16 protein-coding genes are annotated in these 18,879 nt (G+C 73.3%); 7 read left to right on the top strand and 9 right to left on the bottom strand.

The annotated features are described in order from the left end of the window. Positions 1-69 precede the first annotated feature (69 nt). Positions 70-2,238, bottom strand: a complete 2,169-nt coding sequence (locus IE248_RS09700) for a putative bifunctional diguanylate cyclase/phosphodiesterase (RefSeq protein ID WP_190030405.1) — start codon at positions 2,236-2,238, stop codon at positions 70-72. 14 nt (positions 2,239-2,252) lie between these two features. Then, entirely contained in the window at positions 2,253-3,098 is an 846-nt protein-coding gene (locus tag IE248_RS09695; protein WP_037792291.1) for an SAM-dependent methyltransferase, read from the bottom strand. A gap of 899 nt (positions 3,099-3,997) precedes the next feature. On the opposite strand from IE248_RS09695, the gene IE248_RS38145 reads away from it, so the two are divergent. The 3 genes from IE248_RS38145 to IE248_RS09685 all read left to right on the top strand — a co-directional run bounded on the left by IE248_RS38145 (position 3,998) and on the right by IE248_RS09685 (position 5,808). Beyond that, positions 3,998-4,123 (top strand): hypothetical protein, encoded by a 126-nt coding sequence (locus tag IE248_RS38145; protein WP_256382841.1) that lies wholly within the window; start codon positions 3,998-4,000, stop codon positions 4,121-4,123. A 61-nt stretch (positions 4,124-4,184) separates the two neighbouring features. Then, positions 4,185-4,955: a bestrophin-like domain gene (locus IE248_RS09690; protein WP_008740266.1), complete on the top strand. Its 771-nt coding sequence runs from the start codon at positions 4,185-4,187 to the stop codon at positions 4,953-4,955. A gap of 193 nt (positions 4,956-5,148) precedes the next feature. Then, positions 5,149-5,808: a hypothetical protein gene (locus IE248_RS09685; RefSeq protein WP_190030404.1), complete on the top strand. Its 660-nt coding sequence runs from the start codon at positions 5,149-5,151 to the stop codon at positions 5,806-5,808. Positions 5,809-5,903: 95 nt separating this feature from the next. Here the strand turns inward: IE248_RS09685 and IE248_RS09680 are convergent, their stop codons facing one another. Next, entirely contained in the window at positions 5,904-6,479 is a 576-nt protein-coding gene (locus IE248_RS09680) for a hypothetical protein (RefSeq protein WP_190030403.1), read from the bottom strand. Positions 6,480-6,831: 352 nt separating this feature from the next. Here IE248_RS09680 and IE248_RS09675 point away from each other — a divergent pair, with 352 nt between their 5' ends. Then, positions 6,832-7,497: a class F sortase gene (locus tag IE248_RS09675; RefSeq protein ID WP_008740262.1), complete on the top strand. Its 666-nt coding sequence runs from the start codon at positions 6,832-6,834 to the stop codon at positions 7,495-7,497. A gap of 34 nt (positions 7,498-7,531) precedes the next feature. Here the strand turns inward: IE248_RS09675 and IE248_RS09670 are convergent, their stop codons facing one another. Both IE248_RS09670 and lysX read right to left on the bottom strand, forming a co-directional pair. Continuing rightward, positions 7,532-8,479, bottom strand: a complete 948-nt coding sequence (locus tag IE248_RS09670; protein ID WP_190030402.1) for a polysaccharide deacetylase family protein — start codon at positions 8,477-8,479, stop codon at positions 7,532-7,534. A gap of 70 nt (positions 8,480-8,549) precedes the next feature. Further along, the gene (gene lysX / locus IE248_RS09665; protein ID WP_190030401.1) at positions 8,550-11,852 is read right to left on the bottom strand and encodes a bifunctional lysylphosphatidylglycerol synthetase/lysine--tRNA ligase LysX; all 3,303 of its coding nucleotides are present in this window, start codon (positions 11,850-11,852) and stop codon (positions 8,550-8,552) included. A 60-nt stretch (positions 11,853-11,912) separates the two neighbouring features. On the opposite strand from lysX, the gene IE248_RS09660 reads away from it, so the two are divergent. Next, entirely contained in the window at positions 11,913-12,374 is a 462-nt protein-coding gene (locus tag IE248_RS09660; protein ID WP_008740259.1) for a universal stress protein, read from the top strand. Between the two features lie 251 nt (positions 12,375-12,625). Here IE248_RS09660 and IE248_RS09655 read toward each other — a convergent pair whose 3' ends face one another. After that, positions 12,626-13,876 (bottom strand): CapA family protein, encoded by a 1,251-nt coding sequence (locus IE248_RS09655; protein WP_073796666.1) that lies wholly within the window; start codon positions 13,874-13,876, stop codon positions 12,626-12,628. A gap of 280 nt (positions 13,877-14,156) precedes the next feature. On the opposite strand from IE248_RS09655, the gene IE248_RS09650 reads away from it, so the two are divergent. Both IE248_RS09650 and IE248_RS09645 read left to right on the top strand, forming a co-directional pair. After that, complete coding sequence (locus IE248_RS09650; protein WP_008740257.1) at positions 14,157-14,690, top strand: sigma-70 family RNA polymerase sigma factor; 534 nt, start codon at positions 14,157-14,159, stop codon at positions 14,688-14,690. Between the two features lie 226 nt (positions 14,691-14,916). Next, a complete protein-coding gene (locus IE248_RS09645; protein ID WP_037792272.1) occupies positions 14,917-15,420 on the top strand; it encodes a hypothetical protein in 504 nt (167 codons plus the stop codon). 19 nt (positions 15,421-15,439) lie between these two features. Here IE248_RS09645 and IE248_RS09640 read toward each other — a convergent pair whose 3' ends face one another. The 3 genes from IE248_RS09640 to IE248_RS09630 all read right to left on the bottom strand — a co-directional run bounded on the left by IE248_RS09640 (position 15,440) and on the right by IE248_RS09630 (position 18,874). Continuing rightward, the gene (locus IE248_RS09640; RefSeq protein WP_008740255.1) at positions 15,440-15,841 is read right to left on the bottom strand and encodes a hypothetical protein; all 402 of its coding nucleotides are present in this window, start codon (positions 15,839-15,841) and stop codon (positions 15,440-15,442) included. An 18-nt stretch (positions 15,842-15,859) separates the two neighbouring features. Beyond that, positions 15,860-16,720, bottom strand: a complete 861-nt coding sequence (locus IE248_RS09635; protein WP_190030400.1) for an Fpg/Nei family DNA glycosylase — start codon at positions 16,718-16,720, stop codon at positions 15,860-15,862. Between the two features lie 90 nt (positions 16,721-16,810). After that, on the bottom strand, positions 16,811-18,874 hold the full coding sequence (locus IE248_RS09630; RefSeq protein ID WP_008740253.1) for a SpoIIE family protein phosphatase: 2,064 nt from the start codon (positions 18,872-18,874) through the stop codon (positions 16,811-16,813). Positions 18,875-18,879 lie beyond the last annotated feature (5 nt).

The following is an 18,879-nucleotide window of genomic DNA, read 5'->3' as shown; positions in this document are numbered from 1 at the left end:
GCCGCCCCTGGCCGGTCCGGGAGGCCGGCCCTGGTCAGGGGGCAGGGGGCGGGGGCAGGGGGCAGGGGGTCAGGAGGTGGGGACGGCGTCTGAGAGGGAGAGGGTGTGGATGCGGTCCGGGGCGCCTGGGCGGGCGTAGTACCAGCCCTGGGCGGTGTCGCAGCCCAGCTCGCGGAGTTGGGCCGCCTGGGCGCCGGTTTCCACGCCTTCGACCGTGACGGCGAGTTCGAGGCTGTGGGCCAGGGCGACGATGCCCTCCACGATCTTGACGTCGACGGGGTCGGCCGGCTGCTGCTGCATCCCCTGGGTGAAGGAGCGGTCCAGCTTCAGGACGCTGACGGGCAGGCGCCGCAGGTTCGCCAGGTTCGAGTAGCCGGTGCCGAAGTCGTCGAGGGCGATGTCCACCCCGAGGGCGGCGAGCCGGCGCAGCGGTTCCAGGAGTTCGTCGTCGGCGCCTATCAGGGCCGACTCGGTGACCTCCAGGCACAGGGCGCCGGGGGCCAGGCCCGAGTTCTCCAGGACGGCCACGGTGTCGGCGACCAGGCCGGGGTGGTGCAGCTGGGTCGGCGAGAGGTTGACGTTGACCCGCAGGGCGGAGCAGCCGTGCTGGCGCTGCCAGTTGCGGGCCTGGCGGACGGCTTCCTCCAGGACCCAGCGGCCGAGCGGCACGATCAGCCCGGTCCGTTCGGCGAGGGGGATGAAGCGGTCCGGGCCGAGCACCCCGTACTGCGGGTGGGACCAGCGGACGAGGGCCTCCGCGCCGTGCACGCTGCCGTCGTGCAGGTGCACCAGCGGCTGGTATTCGATGAAGAACTCGCCGCGTTCCAGCGCCGCGGGCAGGGCGTTGGTCAAGCCGTGCCGGGTGATCGCCCGGGCGTCGGCTTCCGCGTCGGCGAACTCGAAGCGGTTGCCGCCGGCCGCCTTGGCCCGGTACATCGTGATGTCGGCGCTGCGCAGCACCTCCGCCGGGGTCCGCTCGCCGGCCGGGCCCTCGACGATGCCGATGCTGCCCCGGACCGACAGCTCCCGGCCGTCCAGCCGGATCGGGGTGGAGAGCGCCGACAGGATGCGGACGGCGAGTTCGGTCGCCTTCTCGTCGGTGTCGGAGCCGGTGGTGAGCGCCACGAACTCGTCGCCGCCGAGCCGGGCGACGACCTCGCCGGGGCCGGTCGCGCAGCTCTGCAACCGGTCCGCGACCTCGACGAGCAGCCGGTCTCCCGCCGAGTGGCCGAGGCTGTCGTTGACGGCCTTGAAGCCGTCGAGGTCCAGGTAGCACAGGCCGAAGTGCTTTCCGCCGGCGCCGCCCAGGGCCTTCTCCAGGCGTTCGAAGAACAGCGTCCGGTTGGGCAGTCCGGTCAGCGCGTCGTGGGTGGCCTCGTAGCGCAGCCGAAGGTTCAGCAGCCGGCGCTCGGTGGTGTCCTCCATCAGGGCCAGCTGGTACTGCGGCCGGCCCTCGGCGTCGCGCAGCAGCGAGACCGTCAGGTTGGTCCAGAGCACGGTGCCGTCGTGCCGGTAGTACGGCTTCTCCACGCGGTAGTGCTCGCGCTCGCCGCGTACGAGTTCGGCGTACATCTGCCAGACGTGCGGGGTGTCGTCGGGGTGTCCCCACTCGCTGACGTTGCGGCTGCGGACGTGCCCGTCGAGGCCGCCGAACATCTGCAGCAGCGTGTCGTTGACCTCCAGGACGTTGCCGTCCAGGTCGGCGATGCCGATGCCGATGGCGGCGCCCTCGAAGACGGCGCGGAAGCGGGCCTCGCTGGCGTGCAGAGCCTGCTGGGCATCGGTGCGCGCGGTCTGCGCGGAGCGGGCTATTGCCTCCTGCTCGCCCAGGGTGCGCTCGCGCAGGGCGCGGGCGAATCCCGCTGCGATGCCGTGCTGGAGGCGGGCGCAGCGGGAGCGGTACTCCTCGGTGCCCTCGGCGTCGGAGCCGTCGGGCCCGCAGTAGAGCACCAGGTACGACTCGACCACGCCGAGGGTGCCCGCGAGCGCCTCGGGGTCGGTGCAGTGCACGGCGACGAGGTCGGCGCCGACGCGCTGGGCGACGGCGGCGTCGAAGGGCCGGGCGTGGAGGGCGTCGACGAGGGTCCGGGTGAGCGGCACCAGGTGGCGCTCGAACTCGGGCCGGGTCAGCGAGGTCGCCGTGACGGGGAAGATGGCCCGCCCCCAGATGGTGGCGAACCGCCCGATCCGGTCCTCCAGCGCACAGTCCGGGTCGGGTGTCGGCGTGCCGGCAGGCACCGCGGCCGAGAGTCTCACGCCTTGCGCCCCACACCACCGAAGCCGGAGAAGGCGTACGGGTCTTCCGCCGCCTCGCCGTCCGCAGCCTCGCCGTCCGCGGCGCCGGACGCACCGTCGGGCCGCCAGTTCGGCATCGCCACGACGCCGGGCTCGACCAGCTCGAAGCCGTCGAAGAACCGGGTGATCTCCGCTCCGCTGCGCATGACGAGCGGGTTGCGGATGTCGCGGTAGACGCCGACGGTGCCGGCCGCGACCTCCTCGGTGAGCGGGATCCCCTCGTACGAGGCGTGGGTGAGGACCAGCAGGCTTCCCGGGGCGAGCGCGTCACGCAGTCCGGCGACGGCGGCGTACGGGTCGTCCGCGTCCTCCAGGAAGTGCAGGACGGCGACGAGCAGGAGCGCGACGGGGCGGCTGAGGTCCAGGAGCCGGCCGACCTCGGGGGCGGCCAGGATCTCCTGGGGCTTGCGCAGGTCGGCGGCGACGATGTCGGCTCGGTCGTCCCCGGCCAGGACGGCGCGGCTGTGCGCGACGGCGACCGGGTCGTGGTCGACGTAGACCACGCGCGCCTCGGGGCTCGCGGCCCGGGCGATCTCGTGGACATTGCCGAAGGTGGGGATGCCGGAGCCGATGTCGAGGAACTGGGTGACGCCCTGGCCTACGGCGTAGCGGACGGCGCGGCGCATGAATGCCCGGTTCGCCTGCATGATCTTGGGGAGCCCCGGCATGAATTCCATGGCGCGTCGGGCGGCCTGGCGGTCGACCTCGAAATTGTGCGAGCCGCCCAGGTAGTAATCGTAGATGCGGGACACGCTCGGCACCGATATGTCGATGCCTGGCGGGGCCCAGGCGGGGCGCTCCATCGGGTTCTCCAAGCCGTAGTGATTCCGTGGTCCGGACGTGTCGGACTCGTGTCGGACTCCTGTCCGAGCCGAATGTACTGATCATTGACCAACGGAGCGAGCCAAAGCGGAAATTGGCGATCCGTTCTTGGTCACACATCAAAGGGGGACGAGGCACTCCGCACCACCTATGAGCGAATCCGACACATCCCTTTTGCGGATTGATCGACTCGTGACCGAACCCCATCGAAGACTGGCTCAAACCCATAGGGTCCCAACTCCGCCCGTTCAGGCGAACCGAGGCGGGGCCGAGCGTGCGCGGGCGCGCGCGGGCCCATGCTCCCCGGGTGAACAGAGCCTGTGCCCGGCGCCTGCTGGCGGTCCCGGTCCTGCTGTGGGCGGCGCTCGCCACCACACCGGCCGTGGCTGACAGCCGTGCCTACGCGACGATCGACGCCGGCGACGAAGCGACCGTCGCCAGGGCGCTCGCGGCCGTCGCCTACGGCGGGGGCGGAGCTTCCCGGGGTGGCGGACATCACGGCGGCAGCCATGAAAACGGTCATGGAAACGGCCACGGGAACGGCCACGGCAGCGGGCATGGCCACGGCCACGGCCGCCCCCACTGCCCGCCGCCTCCCCCGCCGTGCCCACCGAAGCCGACACCGACGCCCACGCCCACCCCCACACCCACGCCCACCCCGAAGCCGACCCCGCCCAAACCGACGCCGCCCCCGAAGCCGACGCCACCGCCGCCCGAACCCGCGCCACCGCCGGCTCCGCCGCCGGGGCCCCGGCCCACGCCGCCCGCGCCGAAGCCGGCCCCGCTCCGCGTCCAGCGGGCCCCGGCACCACCACCGGCACCACCGCCACCACCGGCGCCCCCCGCCCCGGTGGTGACCCCGCCGCCACCGCCCAAGCCGGTGGCGCGCCCGACGTACCACGCGCCGGCCCGCAAGCCGGTCGAGCACCACATCTCGCCCGTCACCTTCACCCTGCTGACCTCGGCCCCCGCGGTGCTCGCGATCGTCGCGCTGCGCCCGCGCTAGCCGCGCCACCGCCGCCCTGCCCCTCGGCGGTCAGCGCCCGTCCGACCGATTTGGAGTCATCTTGTCGGAATGGCTCGTCCTTTCCATCGCGATGGCAGCCGCGTGCGCCGTGGTGCTGTCCATCGCCTTCTTCAACCACCGGCGGATCGGCGACAACGACGATCCGAACGAAACCCCGGACGTCATCGAGTACATGACGATGATGATCGGGGTGATCTACGCGATCGTGCTGGGCCTGGCGATCGCGGGCGTCTGGGAGGGCCGCGGCGCCGCCCAGGAGTACGTGCGCCAGGAGGCGCAGGCCCTGCACGAGGTCAGCGTCCGTTCCGAGGTCTATCCGGTCGAGGTGCGCAAGAAGATCCGCGCCGACGTCGACGCGTACGTGACGTACGTGGTGCGCACCGAGTGGGCGGAGATGGCGGAGAGCGGCACTCTCACCGACCACGGCGGGGAGCTGCTGGAACGCATCCGCCGGGACGTGACGGACTACGACCCGCAGACCGACCACGAGGGGCAGGCCTACCAGCCCCTCGTGGACCAGGTCGCCGCGGTGGACGACGCCCGCAGCTCCCGTGGCGCGGGCGCGGGGGCGACGATGCCGGGGGTGGTCTGGTTCGGGCTGATCGCGGGGGCGCTGGTGACGGTCGGCCTGATCTTCACCCTGCAGATCCGGCGCTCGTTCCGCGAGATGCTGCTGGCGGGCCTGTTCAGTGCCCTGATCGCGTTCCTGCTGTTCCTGATCTGGGACTTCGACGCCCCGTTCGGCCGGGGCTTCTCGGCGACCGCCGAGCCCTTCCTCAGCCAGTTCCCGCACCTCGGCCTCGGCGACTGAGCCGGGTCCCGGCGGCCCGGCAAACCGGGGGCGGGCCTCCCGTCCCCGGTTCGGCCTACGGCCATGCCCCATTCGCCCGTCACTGATCGCGGGTGACCGGGCCCGCACCTAGCGTGGCGGACATCGAGGCGCACGAACTCCCACGTGCGGAAACCGTTCCGCGGCTGCTCCTCGGGGATCCGGAGAATCAACCATGGGTGCGATACGCAGCTCCGCCACAGCCCTGCTGAGCGCCGGCGCCACGGGCGCCGCCCTCGCGCTCGGCGCTCTCTGCATGCCCTCCGCGACGGCGGCCGAGGCCCAGCCCGCCGTGACCTCGTTCGGCTTCACCGTCACCCCGTCGACGGTGGCCCCCGGCGGTCAGGCGGTGCTCTCCGTGAGCGGCTGCAACGCCGCCTACGCGACGGCCTCCTCCGGAATCTTCGACACCGTCAGCATCGCGCGCGGACAGACGGCGCGGGTGACCGTGGACCGGGACGCCCGGCGCGGAGCCGTGTACTCCGTCTCCTTCACCTGCAACGGCGAGACCGGCTCGGCCGATGTCACCATCGCCGGCGGCACCACCCGGCCGACCACCAGCTCCACGGCCGGCGTCTCGCGCAATCCCGCGGCCCCGGTCCCGCGCAACTCCGCAGCCCCGGTCCCGCGCGGCTCCGTCCCGGCTGCCCCCGTCCCCGCGGGCTCAGTTCCCGCGCCCTCCGGCAGCGGCGCCCTGGGGGTGCGCGGCGGACTCGGCGGCAGTGTGGCCGGCATGGACCCCCTGGAACTCGGCGCGGGCGCCGCGTTCTTCCTCGCCGCGTCCGCCGGTACGGCGTACGTGGTCCGGCGGCGCGGAACCGGCCGCAGCCATTGAGCGTACGCACCGGCGCTCGATCGCCGGTCGCCCCGGGTCCTGTGCCAGGACCCGGGGCGACCGGCGAATCGGGGCTGCCCGGGGAGGTCGGCCGGTCAGCCCGTGGCACCGGCCGGGCGGCGACGGCGCACCACGTGGATGCCCGCGCCCAGGGCCGCCGTACCGACGAGGCCCGCACCGATGGCGGTCTCGGCGGCGGACGGGCCGATGGATCCGCCGATGCCGCCCTGGGCGCCGTTGCCCCGCAGGATCGTGAAGCGGTGGGTGGCGACCAGGCTGTTGTCGTGGCACTTGACCGACAGCGTGTGGTTGCCCGGCGAGGCGTGGTTGAAGATCCGCACGGTCGCGAACCCGATGGAGCCGGCGGACAGGTTCGTCTGCGGAAAGTTGCCGTGCGACCAGACCGTGCCGCCGTGGCCGCAGCCGGCGGCGCTGACCTGCATCGTGGCGCCCTGGTGCACGGAGTACGGGTTGACCGTGACGTTGCTGGGCCCGTTGCCGGAGCCGTTGCCGCCGCGGCCGGGTCCGTCGCCGCCGCGGCCGGAGCCGTCGCCGCCGCGGCCGTTGCCCGGTGGCGGGCCGCCCGCCGCGTCAGCGACGGCGAGCGTGGTACTGAGGCCGAGGGCGACGCAGGCCGCCGCGGCCACGGTGAGGGCGCGGAGAACACGCATGGTGGAACCTCCAACGGGAAGCGCCCCGGAGCGGTCGCCCGGGATGATCGACGAGAACGCCTCCCACGTCGAACCCTCGGGGCGCTCCGCAACCGGCGCATGTCCGGCTTTGGGCCGCCCGGTTGAGCGACACGCCGAAGGGCGTTCGCGTTTGCTGACGGATCCGCAGGTCACGACCCGTCAGGCATTTATGTGACGAATACCTGGATGGGCGCACCCCGACCGGGCGCACCACCCGTTCGCCCCTCACCGATCGCCGGACCCCCCGTGCGCGCTTAACGTGCGGGAGGAAGGGCGTACAGGGGTGGGACTGGAACGCGGGTCGGGACCCCCGCGTCGGGAAGGGAGAGCCATGACCGAGGACGAGAGCGAGCAGCCACCGAGAAGACGCGCCCCCTGGGGTGTGCTCGCGCTGGTCATGCTCAGCGGCCTCGCCATGATGCGCAACGGGGCGCTGGCGCAGGACGGTCCGCCGCAGCCCGCCGCGGCCGCGGCGGTCGCGGCGAGCTCCGATCAGCTGCCGGTGAAGCCGCCCGAGCCGCCACAGGACATGGAGGTGCTGGAGCATTCGTCGGTGCAGCGCGTGCGGATCCCGGCGATCAAGGTGGACGCGCCGGTGATGACGGTCGGGCTGGACGCGCAGGGCTGGATCGACGCCCCGCCGCCGCAGGACCCGAATCTGGCGGGCTGGTACCTCAACGGCATTTCGCCGGGGCAGCGCGGTTCGGCGGTGCTCGTGGGCCACGTGGACAACGCGCAGGGCCCGGCGGTCTTCTACGGCCTCGGGTCGGTCCGCAAGGGCAATCACATCGAGGTGGAGCGGTACGACGGGCGCACCGCGGTGTTCGAGGTGTACGGGGTGGAGGTCTTCTCGAAGGAGTCCTTCCCCGGAGCCCGGGTGTACGGGGACACCGGGCACGCCGAACTCCGGGTGATCACGTGTGGCGGCGGCTATTCGAAGGCGAAGGGCTACGACGGCAACGTGGTGGTCTTCGCCCGGATGGTGGCGACCCGCTGAGGACGGCGCCGTCGCCCCGCCGGGGAGCGTTTCCTCAGCGGGGCGGCAGGGTCGGCAGGGTCATCCGGTAGCCCCGCCCGATGAGCTGGGGGAGGTACTCGCCGAGGGCCTGGACGGTCTGCGACCGGTTGCCGCCCGCGTCGTGGGACAGGACGATCACGCCGGGCGCGGCCCCCTTGAGGGCCCGGGAGACGATGGCGGGGGTGCCGGGTTCCTTCCAGTCCAGGGTGTCCACGGTCCAGGCGAGCGGCTCCATGCCCAGCTCGGCCCCGATCTCGAACGTGGCCCTGTTCCACTCCCCGTACGGTGCGCGGAACCAGACGGGTGCCTCTCCGACGGCCTCGTGTACGACGTCGCTCGTGCGGCCGATCTCGGAGGCGAGGGCGGGCCGGCTGAGCTTGGGGAGGTGCGGGTGGGTCCAGGTGTGGTTGCCGATGACATGGCCCTCGGCGACCATCCGGCGCAGCAGGTCGCGGTGTTCGGTGGCCATCTCCCCGCAGACGAAGAACATGGCGCGCACCCCGTGGCGGGCGAGGATGTCGAGGATGACGGGGGTGTAGCGGGGGTCGGGGCCGTCGTCGAAGGTGAGCGTCATCGCGTGGGCCGGGGTGGTGCCGGCGGGCAGTTCCAGGATGGGCCGGGTGCGGACGGCGGGTTTCGCCGCGGCCTGCCGGGCCGGCGCCTCGGAGGTCATGGGCTGGAGCCGGTACGCCGTGCGGGGCGGGCCCTGGAGGCTCATCGCGGGCGCTCCGCCGGCTCCCGCCGCTCCCCCGCCCGGCCCGGCGGCCCCGGCTCCGGCCCCGGCGGCGCCGCCCGGGGCACCCGGGGTACCCGGGGTACCCGGGAGGCCGCCCCTGGCCGTGCCCGGTCCGGGCGCGCCGGTCTCGCCCCCGGAGAGCAGTCCCGAGGCGGCGGCGACTCCGAGGAAGACGGCGGTGCGCAGGAGCACGCGCCGCCCTACTGTCGGTTCGTCGTTTTTCATTATTACTACGTATCAACGACATCCCCGCGGATGTCGAGAGGCGCGGACGCTCCTTGTGCCCCTCACCCGATCAGCCGCGCCGCACCAGGGGGAACGGAAGCGTCTCGCGGATCGTCAGACCGGTGAGGAACATGACCAGCCGGTCCACGCCGATGCCCAGGCCGCCGGTCGGCGGCATGGCGTACTCCAGCGCGTCCAGGAAGTCGTTGTCGAGCTCCATCGCCTCCGGGTCGCCGCCCGCCGCCAGCAGCGACTGCGCGGTGAGCCGGCGCCGCTGTTCGACGGGGTCGGTCAGCTCCGAGTAGGCCGTGCCCAGTTCGGTGCCGAAGGCCACCAGGTCCCAGCGCTCGGCGAGCCGTGGGTCCCTGCGGTGCTGCCGGGTCAGCGGGGACACGTCGGTGGGGAAGTCCTTGTAGAAGGTGGGCAGCTTGGTCCTCTCCTCGACCAGCCGCTCGTACATCTCCAGCACCACGTCACCGCGGGTGTCCTCGGGCCCGTGCGGCACGCCGGCCCGGTCGCAGAGCCGGCGCAGCACGGGTTCGGCGGTGTCGGCGTCGACCTCCTCGCCGAGGGCCTCGCCGATCGCCCCGTACATCGTCTTGACCGGCCAGATCCCGGAGATGTCGTGTACGACGAGCTTGCCGTCCGGGCCGGCCTTGTGGGCGATGGGCGAGCCGTAGGCGGCGGTGGCGGCGCCCTGGATCAGCTCGCGCGTCAGGTCGAGCATCACGTCGTAGTCGGCGAAGGCCTGGTACGCCTCCAGCATCGTGAACTCGGGGTTGTGCTTGTAGGAGACGCCCTCGTTGCGGAAGGTGCGGCCCATCTCGAAGACCTTCTCCATGCCGCCGACGCACAGCCGCTTCAGGTACAGCTCGGGGGCGATGCGCAGGTACAGGTCGAGGTCGTAGGCGTTGATGTGGGTGCGGAACGGCCGGGCGTTGGCCCCGCCGTGGATCTGCTGGAGCATCGGGGTCTCGACCTCCAGGTAGCCGCGGTCCAGCAGCCCCTGGCGCAGCGCCTGCACGGCCGCGGAGCGCGCCCGTACGACATCGCGCGCCTCGGGGCTGGCGACCAGGTCGAGGTAGCGGCGCCGGACCCGGGCCTCCGGGTCGGCGAGGCCCTTGCGCTTGTCGGGGAGCGGGCGCAGGCACTTGCCGGTGAGCTGCCAGGAGCGGACGACGAGGGACAGCTCGCCGCTCCTGCTGGCGCCGACCTCGCCGCGCGCGAGGACGTGGTCGCCGAAGTCGACCTGGGAGGTGAAGGAGTCCAGGACGCCGGCGCCCGCCTCGTCGCGGGTGAGCATCAGCTGCGTGTCGCCGGACCAGTCGCGCAGCACGGCGAAGACGACGCCGCCGAGGTCGCGTACGACCATCACGCGCCCGGCGAGGGTGACCTCCTCGCCGGTCCGGGCGCCGGGCGGGTGTCCGGGGTGGGCGGCTTTGAGCTGGGCGACGGTGTGGGTGCGCTGCGGGATGCCGACGGGGTACGGGTCGGTGCCGGCGGCGCGGATCCGCTCCAGCTTGTCGTGCCGGACCCGGACCTGCTCGGGCAGCCGCTCCGCGGGCGCGCCCGCGGTCTCGTCCGCTACGAGGTCCAGCCCGAGGGAGTCGATGGAGGGCAGCCCCTCGGTGGTGACGGGCGCGGTGAGCCCCCTGGCGTGGCCCTTGCCCCACAGCTTGCGCATGCTGGGTACGGAGACGAAGCCCTCGGCGATGCCGGAGGCGAGGCTGACCCGGGCGAGCGAGCCGGCGTCCTGGTAGCAGAGGAACCGCGGGTACCACTCGGGGCCGTACTTGACGTTCGAGCGGTACAGGGCCTCCAGCTGCCACCAGCGGGAGAAGAACAGCAGCAGCCGGCGCCACAGCTTCAGGACGGGGCCGGCGCCGATCCGGCCGCCTTCCTCGAAGGCGGAGCGGAACACGGCGAAGTTGAGGGAGATCCGGCGTACGCCGAGGCCGGGGGCGGCGGCGCAGAGCTGGGCGACCATGAACTCCATGATCCCGTTGGGGGCGGCACGGTCTCGGCGCATCAGGTCGAGGGAGATGCCGTCCTTGCCCCAGGGGACGAAGGAGAGCAGGGCGATCAGCGTGCCCTGGTCGTCGAAGGCCTCCACCAGCAGGCAGTCCCCGTCGGCGGGGTCGCCGAGCCGGTCCAGGGCCATGGAGAAACCGCGTTCGGTCTCGGTGTCGCGCCAGGTGTCGGCCCGGTCGACGATGTGCTGCATCTCCTCGTCGGTGAGGGCGGAGTGGCGCCTGATGAGGGTGGTGGCGCCGGCCCGCCTGACCCGGTTGACCGCCTGGCGGGTGACGCGCATGTCGCGGCCGTCAAGGTCGAAGTGGGCCACGTGCAGGATCGCCTCGTCGCCGAGCTGGAGGGCGCTGAGCCCCGAGCGGGCGTACGCGGTGGCCCCCTCCTCGGAGGCGCCCATCACGGCGGGCTGCCAGCCGTAGCGGCGGGCGACGGCCAGCCAGGCGTCGACGGCGGGGGTCCAGGCCGCGGGGTCACCGACGGGGTCGCCGCTGGCCAGGCAGACTCCGGCCTCGACGCGGTAGGTGACGCCGGCCTTGCCGTTGGGGGCGAAGACGACGGCCTTGTCGCGGCGGGTAGCGAAGTAGCCGAGGGAGTCGTGGCGTCCGTAGGCGCCGAGCAGGGCGCGGATGCGGGGTTCCTCGTCCCCGTGCAGGGCGGCGGTCAGCCGCTGGGACCGGAAGAGGGTGGCGGCCGCGTTCAGCAGGGCGAGGGCGCCGAAGAGGCCGCACAGGAAGGACAGCGGGCGGGGCGGGCGGCCGTCGAACTCGCGGTCCGAGAAGAGACCGCCGAAGACCTCCTTGGCGGCCCAGTCCAGCCACTGCCCCTTGGGCAGGGTGCCTGGGAACAGCGCGACCAGGCCCCAGCCGAGGAGCACGGCGGCGAGCAGGCCGAGGCCCAGGACGAGCAGGGCCCGCCAGAGGGCGCCGGGGCGGGAGGCGGCGTAGAACTCGGCGCGGGCGGCGATCAGGATGCCGAGGGCCGCGACCGAGATGGCCATCGAGGGGCCGCCGATCCAGTAGTCCCCGCCGGCGATGATCAGTACGTCGACCAGGATCAGCAGGGCCAGATAGGTGACGACGATCCACCAGGCGACCTTCTTGCAGGCGGCGAGCGCGGCGGCGAGCAGGAAGAGGAAGACGGCGTAGGCGAGGTTCGCGCTGACCGGGACGATGTACAGGTCCAGGAAGCGGACGATGTGGCGCAGCAGCCGCCGCAGGGCCGGGGAGACCGACAGCAGGACGCAGAGGACGCCGAGCGCCGCGAAGAACGCGCCGAACGCGTCGGGAACCCGCTTCAGGAAGCGGTTCCTGGTTCCGCGCGTCTGCTCCACGGTCACACTCATGGTTCGCACTGTAGGGAGGGCGGCGTCGGTCCGCGCGTCGAGCCGGATAGCCTCGCGGGTGTGACGGAGCATGTGAACACGGGGTTCGAACGCGGTACGGACGGCCCGAAGGTGATCCTCGCCGGGATCGACGGGTCGGACTCCTCGCTGCGGGCGGTGGCGTACGCGGCGGGGCTGGCCCGGAGGCAGAACGCGCTGCTGGCGCTGGTGTACGTCCAGCCGGTGATGGCGGCCGGCGCCTCGCTGGGCGCGCCGGTGGCGGAGGCCACCGGGGAGGTCGCGGAGGAGATCGTGACCGGGATCCGCGAGGCGGCGGAGCGGCTCAAGGGCATCTTCGACGTCCGCTGGGAGTTCCACACCTTCCGCGGCGATCCGTACGCGGGGCTGGTGAGCGCGGCGCAGGAGCTGACGGCGGACGCGGTGGTGGTGGGCGCCTCCGAGCAGGCGGGGCACCGGATCGTGGGCTCGGTGGCGGTCCGCCTGGTCAAGGCGGGCCGCTGGCCCGTCACGGTGGTGCCGTAGGGGGCCAATGGCCGGACGGGACGGCGGAATCTGCCGGCCCGGCGGGATCCCCGCGCCGGGCGGCACAGGGCCGACGGCCGCCCACCCCGACGGCCCGGCCCGCGCCGGCGGGCCAGCGCCCGGGGCGGCCGGTACCCGGTAGGCCGGTGGCCGGTGCCGGGCGCCGGTAGGCAGGTGCGCGGCGGGCCGGCGCCCGGGGGCCGGTGCGCGGCGGGCCGGCACCCGGGGGCCGGTGCGCGGCGGGCTGGGGGTCAGGTGCCCTGGGTCAGGCCGTCCTTGGCGGCGCCGCGGCTGAGGACGGCTTCGCTGATGGCCTCGCTCGCGCTCTCGTAGTCCTCGCGGTCGGGGTGCCGTTCGAGGCCCTCGGAGAGGTTGACCACCCGGCCCGCGCCGCGGTCCATCCACTGCGGGATGTACTCCGCCTTGGTGACCCGCCAGCGCTGCCCGGCGGCCGCCGGCGGGGCGAAGGTGAAGCGGCCGATGGATCCGTAGCCGCCGCGCGGGTCCTCCGCGCCCGAGTGGTTGAACATCTGGCCCGCGACCTGGTCGCCCATGCCGTAGATGATCCAGGTCCCGTTGACCTTCTCGTAGGCCTGCGGGATGTGTGCGTGCGTGCCCAGGATCAGATCGATGTCGGGGCGGCCGCCGGTCCGCGAGGCGGTCAGCGCCTTGCCGAGCGAGAGCTGCGTCTCGTCCGGCTCGGTCTGCCATTCGGTACCCCAGTGCAGGCTCACCAGGACCACGTCCGCACCCGCCTTCCGGGCGGCCCGGGCGTCGGCGACGATCTTCTCCTCCCGCATCAGGTTGACCGCCCACGGCCGGCCCTCCGGCATCGGGTAGCCGTTGGTGTCGAAGGTGTACGCGAGGTGCGCGACCTTCGCGGAACCCGCCGTGTACACCGTGGGCCTGGCCGCCTCGGCGGCGCTGCGGGCCGAACCCGCGTGCCCCAGGCCGGCCTTGTCGAAGGCGTCGAGGGTGCGTTTGATCCCCTCGGCTCCGTCGTCCAGCGTGTGGTTGGAGGCGGTGGAGCAGCCGTCGTATCCGGCGTCCTTCAGCCCGGCGGCGATCTGCGGCGGCGAGGTGAACGCCGGGTAGCCGCTGAACGGGCCGTCCTCCTCCCCGTAGACGGTCTCCATGTGGCAGAGGGCCAGGTCGGCGGCGGAGACCACCGGTTTGACCCCGGAGAACATCGGCCTGAAGTCGTAGCCGTCGCCGCCCGCGTCGGCCGCGCCCTGGCTGATGACGGAGGTGTGGGGCAGTACGTCGCCGCTCGCGACCAGGGTGAAGCCCTTGCCGGACCCGGCGGATCCCGCGGACGCGGCGGGAGCCGCGGTGGGTCCGGCGGCGCTGGACGGGGCAGGGGCGGACGACCGCCCCAGGCGTGCGGGTGCGGACTTCCCCGGTCCGTCCGCGGCGGAGCAGCCGGCGACCGCGACCGCCGGCAGGAGAACGGCCGACAGGATCCCGAGGGCCCGCCGGATGCGCTGGGTGCGCTGGGTCATGGCGCCATCCCTATTAGTACGACTATCGGATCATCTGAATTCATGAATTGACAGAAGGAGACTTTGCCCGTCAAGGAGCCGCGCCGCCCCGCGCTCCGACCCCATCCCGATGGCGGCACTGCCGTTCGCCGTGCCGTTCGACCGTTCACCGCCCCGCGCGCCCGCCCACCGGACGACCCCGGACGCTCGGCGCACCGGCGCGGCACGACGGTTCCCGGGTGGCGCCGCGCAGGTGAGGGTGAGGGCGTCGGACCAGACCGGACCTCGGAAGGAGCCCCTCGTGCCGCTCTCCCCCACCCTCCAGCGCACCGACCCCGAGGCGCTGGCCGATCTCCAGCGCGAGCACGGCCGGGCCCTGTTCGGATTCCTCCTCAGCCTCACCGCGGGGGACGCCCAGCGCGCCGAGGACCTCGTACAGGAGACGTTCGTACGCGTCTGGCAGCACCCGGAGGTGCTGGCGAGCGGTCACGAGTCCATGCGGCCCTGGCTGTTCACCGTGGCGCGGCGGCTCGCGATCGACGCCCGCAGGGCCCGGCTGTCACGGCCTCAGGAGGTCGACCCGGAGGGCCTGGAGCAGGCCCCCGCCCCGGACGACGCGGTGGCCGGCTCGGTCACGGCGATCGACGTCCGGCGGGCGGTGGGGAGCCTGGGGCAGGAGCACCGCGAGGTGCTGATGCAGGTGTACTTCCGGGACCGCTCGGTGGCCGAGGCGGCCGCCGAACTCGGGATCCCGGCCGGAACCGTCAAGTCCAGGACCTACTACGCCCTGCGCGCCCTGAAGAAGGGCCTCCAGGGGTACGGGCTCGGCGCCTGAGGGAAGGGCGGGACGGGAGACTTCGTTTCCCCGGGGACGCCACCGTGAAACACTCAGCGAACGCCCCGAATGGGCACGGAACGGACGCTTGGCGCATGAAATCCGGCACCAGACCGTTCAAATTGAGTAAACACTCCCCGCTCCGCCAGCCGCTCGCGGAAGGCTCAGGACTGACGGCGGCAGGTTCGAACGCGCGGGAGAAGGTGGAACGGTGCAGCCCGAGGGTATGAACGGCACCAGTGACGGCGGGCTCGCGGTGCCCATGGCATGGCTCTACGCGGAGTACATCGCCGACGAACTGCTGCGCACGGGGAGGCTGATCCCCGCCGGCACCCTGGAGTTCCGCGCCGGGCGGGACACCCTCGCGCTCACCATCTACCTCTCCGACGCGGCCGGCGAGCTCTCCGGGATCCGGGTGGTCTCGCAGCTCGACGAGTGGCTGTCGCTGACGGCGTACGGACACCCCTGGCGCGACTGGGTGCACACCCGGTTCCTCGCGCTGGGCGAGGAGGCCCACGAGCGCGGCGGGGGCGAGGACCCGGACCTGGAGCTGGCCCGGGCGGCGTGGCGCTGGCTGGACCGCACCGAACTGTTCGCCACGAACCTCGACCCGGGCCGGCCCGGCATCGACGACGACATCCCGCCGGGACTCGACGAGAACGTCCGCGTGTGGACCCCGGCCTGGCAGCTCGGCCTGCCGCTGGGACACCTGGCGATGCACCTGTTCTGAGGACGGCCCCGGGGTCGTCCTAACAGCAGCGCGGGCGGGGCGACTCGGCCGGGTCGGTGACCAGGCCGGTGAAGGCGGCCTCGTTGGCCTCGGCCCGGCGTACGTACCAGCGGGCGATGAGCCACATCACCGGGTACACCGCCAGCGCGAGCGCCACCCACACCAGCGGGCCCGAGAATCCGCGCGGCACCACGACGAACACCAGCGGCAGCAGGCCGATCAGCAGCGCCATCGCGGCCAGCGCCATCGCGCCCGCCCGGAGCTGGCTGCGCATCAGGGCGCGGACGTACGTCGCGCCGAGGGTGGTCTGCTCGGAGATCTCCGAGCGGGCGGGGGTGTGCGGGGGCGGCCGGCGGCGGGTACCGCGCGGCACTCCGGTGACGACCTCCCGCCGCGGCGCTGCCTGCTGCTCCTCGGCCATGCGCGGGAGTCTACGAGCTCACTTGAGGAGCCGCGAGAGCCTCCGGTCGGCCAGTGGCTTCCCGCCGGTCTGGCAGGTGGGGCAGTACTGGAGGGAGGAGTCGGCGAAGGACACCGAGCGGACGGTGTCCCCGCACACCGGACAGGGCTCCCCGTCGCGGCCGTGCACGCGCATGGCGCTCTTCTTCTCGGCCTTGAGCCGTCCGGCGGCGACCCCGTGCGAGCGGGCGACGGCCTCGCGGAGGGTGTCCTGGACGGCGCCGTACAGATGCGTCACCTGCTCCTCGTCGAAGGAGGCGGCGAGCTTGAACGGGGAGATCTTGGCGCGGTGCAGGATCTCGTCGCTGTACGCGTTGCCGATCCCCGCGATGACGCCCTGGTCGCGGAGCACGCCCTTGATCTGGCGCCGCTCGCCGGCGAGGAGGGCGGCGAAGGCGTCCCGGTCGAAGGCGTCGGCGAGCGGGTCGGGGCCGAGGCGGGCGATCCCGGGCACCTCCTGCGGATCGCGCACGACGTACACGGCGAGGCGCTTTTGCGTGCCCGCCTCGGTGAGGTCGAAGCCGCCGCCGCCCTCCAGTACGAGGCGCAGCGCGAGCGGGCCCTTGCCGGGGCGCGGGGGCTGCTCGGGGAAGGAGTCCTGCCAGCGCAGCCAGCCGGCGCGGGCGAGGTGGGTGACGAGGTGGAGCTCGCCGATGCGCAGGGCGAGGAACTTGCCGTGGCGGGCGGTGGTCCCGGCGGGCTGCCCTTCTAGGGCGGCGAGCGGGGGCTCGTACGTCTTGAGCACGCTGACGGCGAGCGGGTGGACGCGTTCGACGACCCGCCCGGTGAGGTGTTCGTCGAGGAACTCCCTCAGCGCCTCGACCTCCGGCAACTCGGGCATGCCCCCAGCCTGCCAATCCCCCGCCCGTGGCGCGACCCGGCCCCGTCGGCGGGCGTGGCGGCGGGCGTGGCGGCGGGCGTGGCGGCCGGGTCAGTCCACGACGAACTCGCACCACACGCACTTGCCGCTCCCCCGCGGCTCCACGCCCCAGACGTCCGCCAGCCGGTCCACCAGCATCAGGCCCCGTCCCGAGACCCCCGAGTCCCCCGCCTCGCGGCGGCGCGGAAGCGCGCTGGAGCGGTCCTCGACCTCCACCCGGAGGCGGCGTTGCGGGCCCGCCAGGACCCGGAGGGTCACGATCGCGGGGCCGTCGGTGTGCATCAGCGCGTTCACGATCAGTTCGTCCGCCACCAGCTCGATCTCGTCGGCCCGGCCGCGCGCGCCCCATGCCCGTACCGCCGTGCCGATCATGTGCCGGGCCGCGACCAGGGCCTCGGGGTCGCCCGGTGCCACGTGCTGTTGCAGGCGGCCGCCGCCCTGCGGGGTCTCCCCGGCGTCGCGGCGCAGCAACAGCAGGGCCATGTCGTCGTCGCCGCCCCGGTCGTCGATCACCCCGCAGACCTGGTCCGCCAGCTGCTGGAGGTCCTCCGGGCCGCTGCAGATCAGTCCCATGAGGATCCTGATGCCGTCGTCCAGGTCGGCGCCGGGCTGTTCGACCAGCCCGTCGGTGCACAGCAGAAGCGTTTCCCCGGGCTCCAGTTCCAGGGTGGTGACCGCGTACTCCAGCGGGCCGAACTCCGCCGAGAGTCCGAGCGGCATCCCGCCGTCCACCAGCAGCCGTCGGCAGCTCCCGTCACTCCCGCGCACCAGCGGGTCCAGGTGCCCGGCGCGGACCACCTGGAGCACGCCCGTCGCCAGGTCGGCCTCCACGTACGTGCAGGTCGCGAAGCGGTCGGTGTCCAGCTCGTGGAGAAACACCGAGGCCCGCGCCATGACGGTGGCCGGCGAGTGCCCCTCGGCCGCGTACGCCCGCAGCACGATGCGGAGCTGTCCCATCACCGCCGCCGCGTGGGTGTCGTGGCCCTGGACGTCGCCGATGACGGCCCCGACCCGGCCGCCCGGCAGCGGGATGACGTCGTACCAGTCGCCGCCGATGTCCTGGCCCATCCGCGCGGAGCGGTAGCGGACCGCGATCTCCGCGCCCTGGACGGAGGGGATCCGGCGCGGCAGCATCGCCTGCTGGAGGCCTTCCGCCAGATCGTGTTCCTGCTCCAGCAGCATGGCGCGCTGAAGGCTCTGCGCGATGCTGCTGCCGAGCGCGACGAGCAGGTTCCGCTCGTCCTGGGTGAAGCCGTCCTTGTCCTGGTACAGCAGTCCGATCGCGCCGATGGGGCGGGCCTGGGCGATCAGCGGCAGGTACGCGGCCGCCGAGATGTGCATCGACGAGATCCTCGCCCAGAGGCCGGGATACCCGGCGGCGAACTCGGCCGCGGAGTCGAGGAAGCGCGGCTGGAGCGACCGTACGACCTCGCTCATCGGGTACTGGTCGTCGATGCGGGTGTAGCGGGTACCGGGGACGAAGCTGCCCGCCGGGCCCTCGGCGACGAGGTGGATGCGGCCCGCCTCGACCAGGCCCATCACCATGCCCATCGAGCCCAGCCGCTCCAGGCCGTGCGCGTCGCCGATGACGTCGATGACGTCCCGCACGGTGCGGGCGTGTGCGAGGGCCGCGGTGGTGCTCTCGACCACCGAGGTCTGGCGGCGCCGCTCCTCGTCGAGGCCGAGCCGCTCCGCCGAGTGGCTGAGCTCCTCGGTGGCGTCGCGGACGATGCCGATGATCCGGTGCGGGCGCCCGTCGGTACCGCGCATGACGCGGCCCTGGGTGTGGGTCCAGCGGAGCCGGCCGTCGCGGCAGCGGATCCGGAAATAGGCGCCGTAGCTGTCCACGCCGCTCTTGAGGGCGCTGGAGACCAGGGCGTCGAGGCGGGCGGACTCGGCGGGCGGCACCCGCGGGCCCAGTGACTCCGGCCGCCCGTCGTACTCGGCCGGGCGCGTGTCGAACACGTCGAGGGCAGCCTCGTCCATGTGCATGAGCCCCGTGGTCAGGTCCCAGTCGAAACTGCCCATGCGGTTCAGAGAGAGCGACCGGTCCGGGTGTGCGGGCCAGTCGTCCGGCAGCGATACGGCGGTCGGCACCGATCCACCATGACACACCGGAG

This window comes from Streptomyces goshikiensis (genome assembly GCF_014650555.1).
Lineage (GTDB): Bacteria > Actinomycetota > Actinomycetes > Streptomycetales > Streptomycetaceae > Streptomyces > Streptomyces goshikiensis.
This window is presented reverse-complemented; position numbering and strand designations above follow the sequence as displayed.

Coding starts and splice junctions, on each gene's coding strand:
- IE248_RS09695 (WP_037792291.1), bottom strand. CDS start 3,098: ATGGAGCGCCCCGCCTGGGCCCCGCCAGGCATCGACATATCGGTGCCG.
- IE248_RS09675 (WP_008740262.1), top strand. CDS start 6,832: ATGACCGAGGACGAGAGCGAGCAGCCACCGAGAAGACGCGCCCCCTGG.
- IE248_RS09680 (WP_190030403.1), bottom strand. CDS start 6,479: ATGCGTGTTCTCCGCGCCCTCACCGTGGCCGCGGCGGCCTGCGTCGCC.
- IE248_RS09635 (WP_190030400.1), bottom strand. CDS start 16,720: ATGCCCGAGTTGCCGGAGGTCGAGGCGCTGAGGGAGTTCCTCGACGAA.
- IE248_RS09670 (WP_190030402.1), bottom strand. CDS start 8,479: ATGAAAAACGACGAACCGACAGTAGGGCGGCGCGTGCTCCTGCGCACC.
- IE248_RS09655 (WP_073796666.1), bottom strand. CDS start 13,876: ATGACCCAGCGCACCCAGCGCATCCGGCGGGCCCTCGGGATCCTGTCG.
- IE248_RS09640 (WP_008740255.1), bottom strand. CDS start 15,841: ATGGCCGAGGAGCAGCAGGCAGCGCCGCGGCGGGAGGTCGTCACCGGA.
- IE248_RS09685 (WP_190030404.1), top strand. CDS start 5,149: ATGGGTGCGATACGCAGCTCCGCCACAGCCCTGCTGAGCGCCGGCGCC.
- lysX (WP_190030401.1), bottom strand. CDS start 11,852: ATGAGTGTGACCGTGGAGCAGACGCGCGGAACCAGGAACCGCTTCCTG.
- IE248_RS09645 (WP_037792272.1), top strand. CDS start 14,917: ATGAACGGCACCAGTGACGGCGGGCTCGCGGTGCCCATGGCATGGCTC.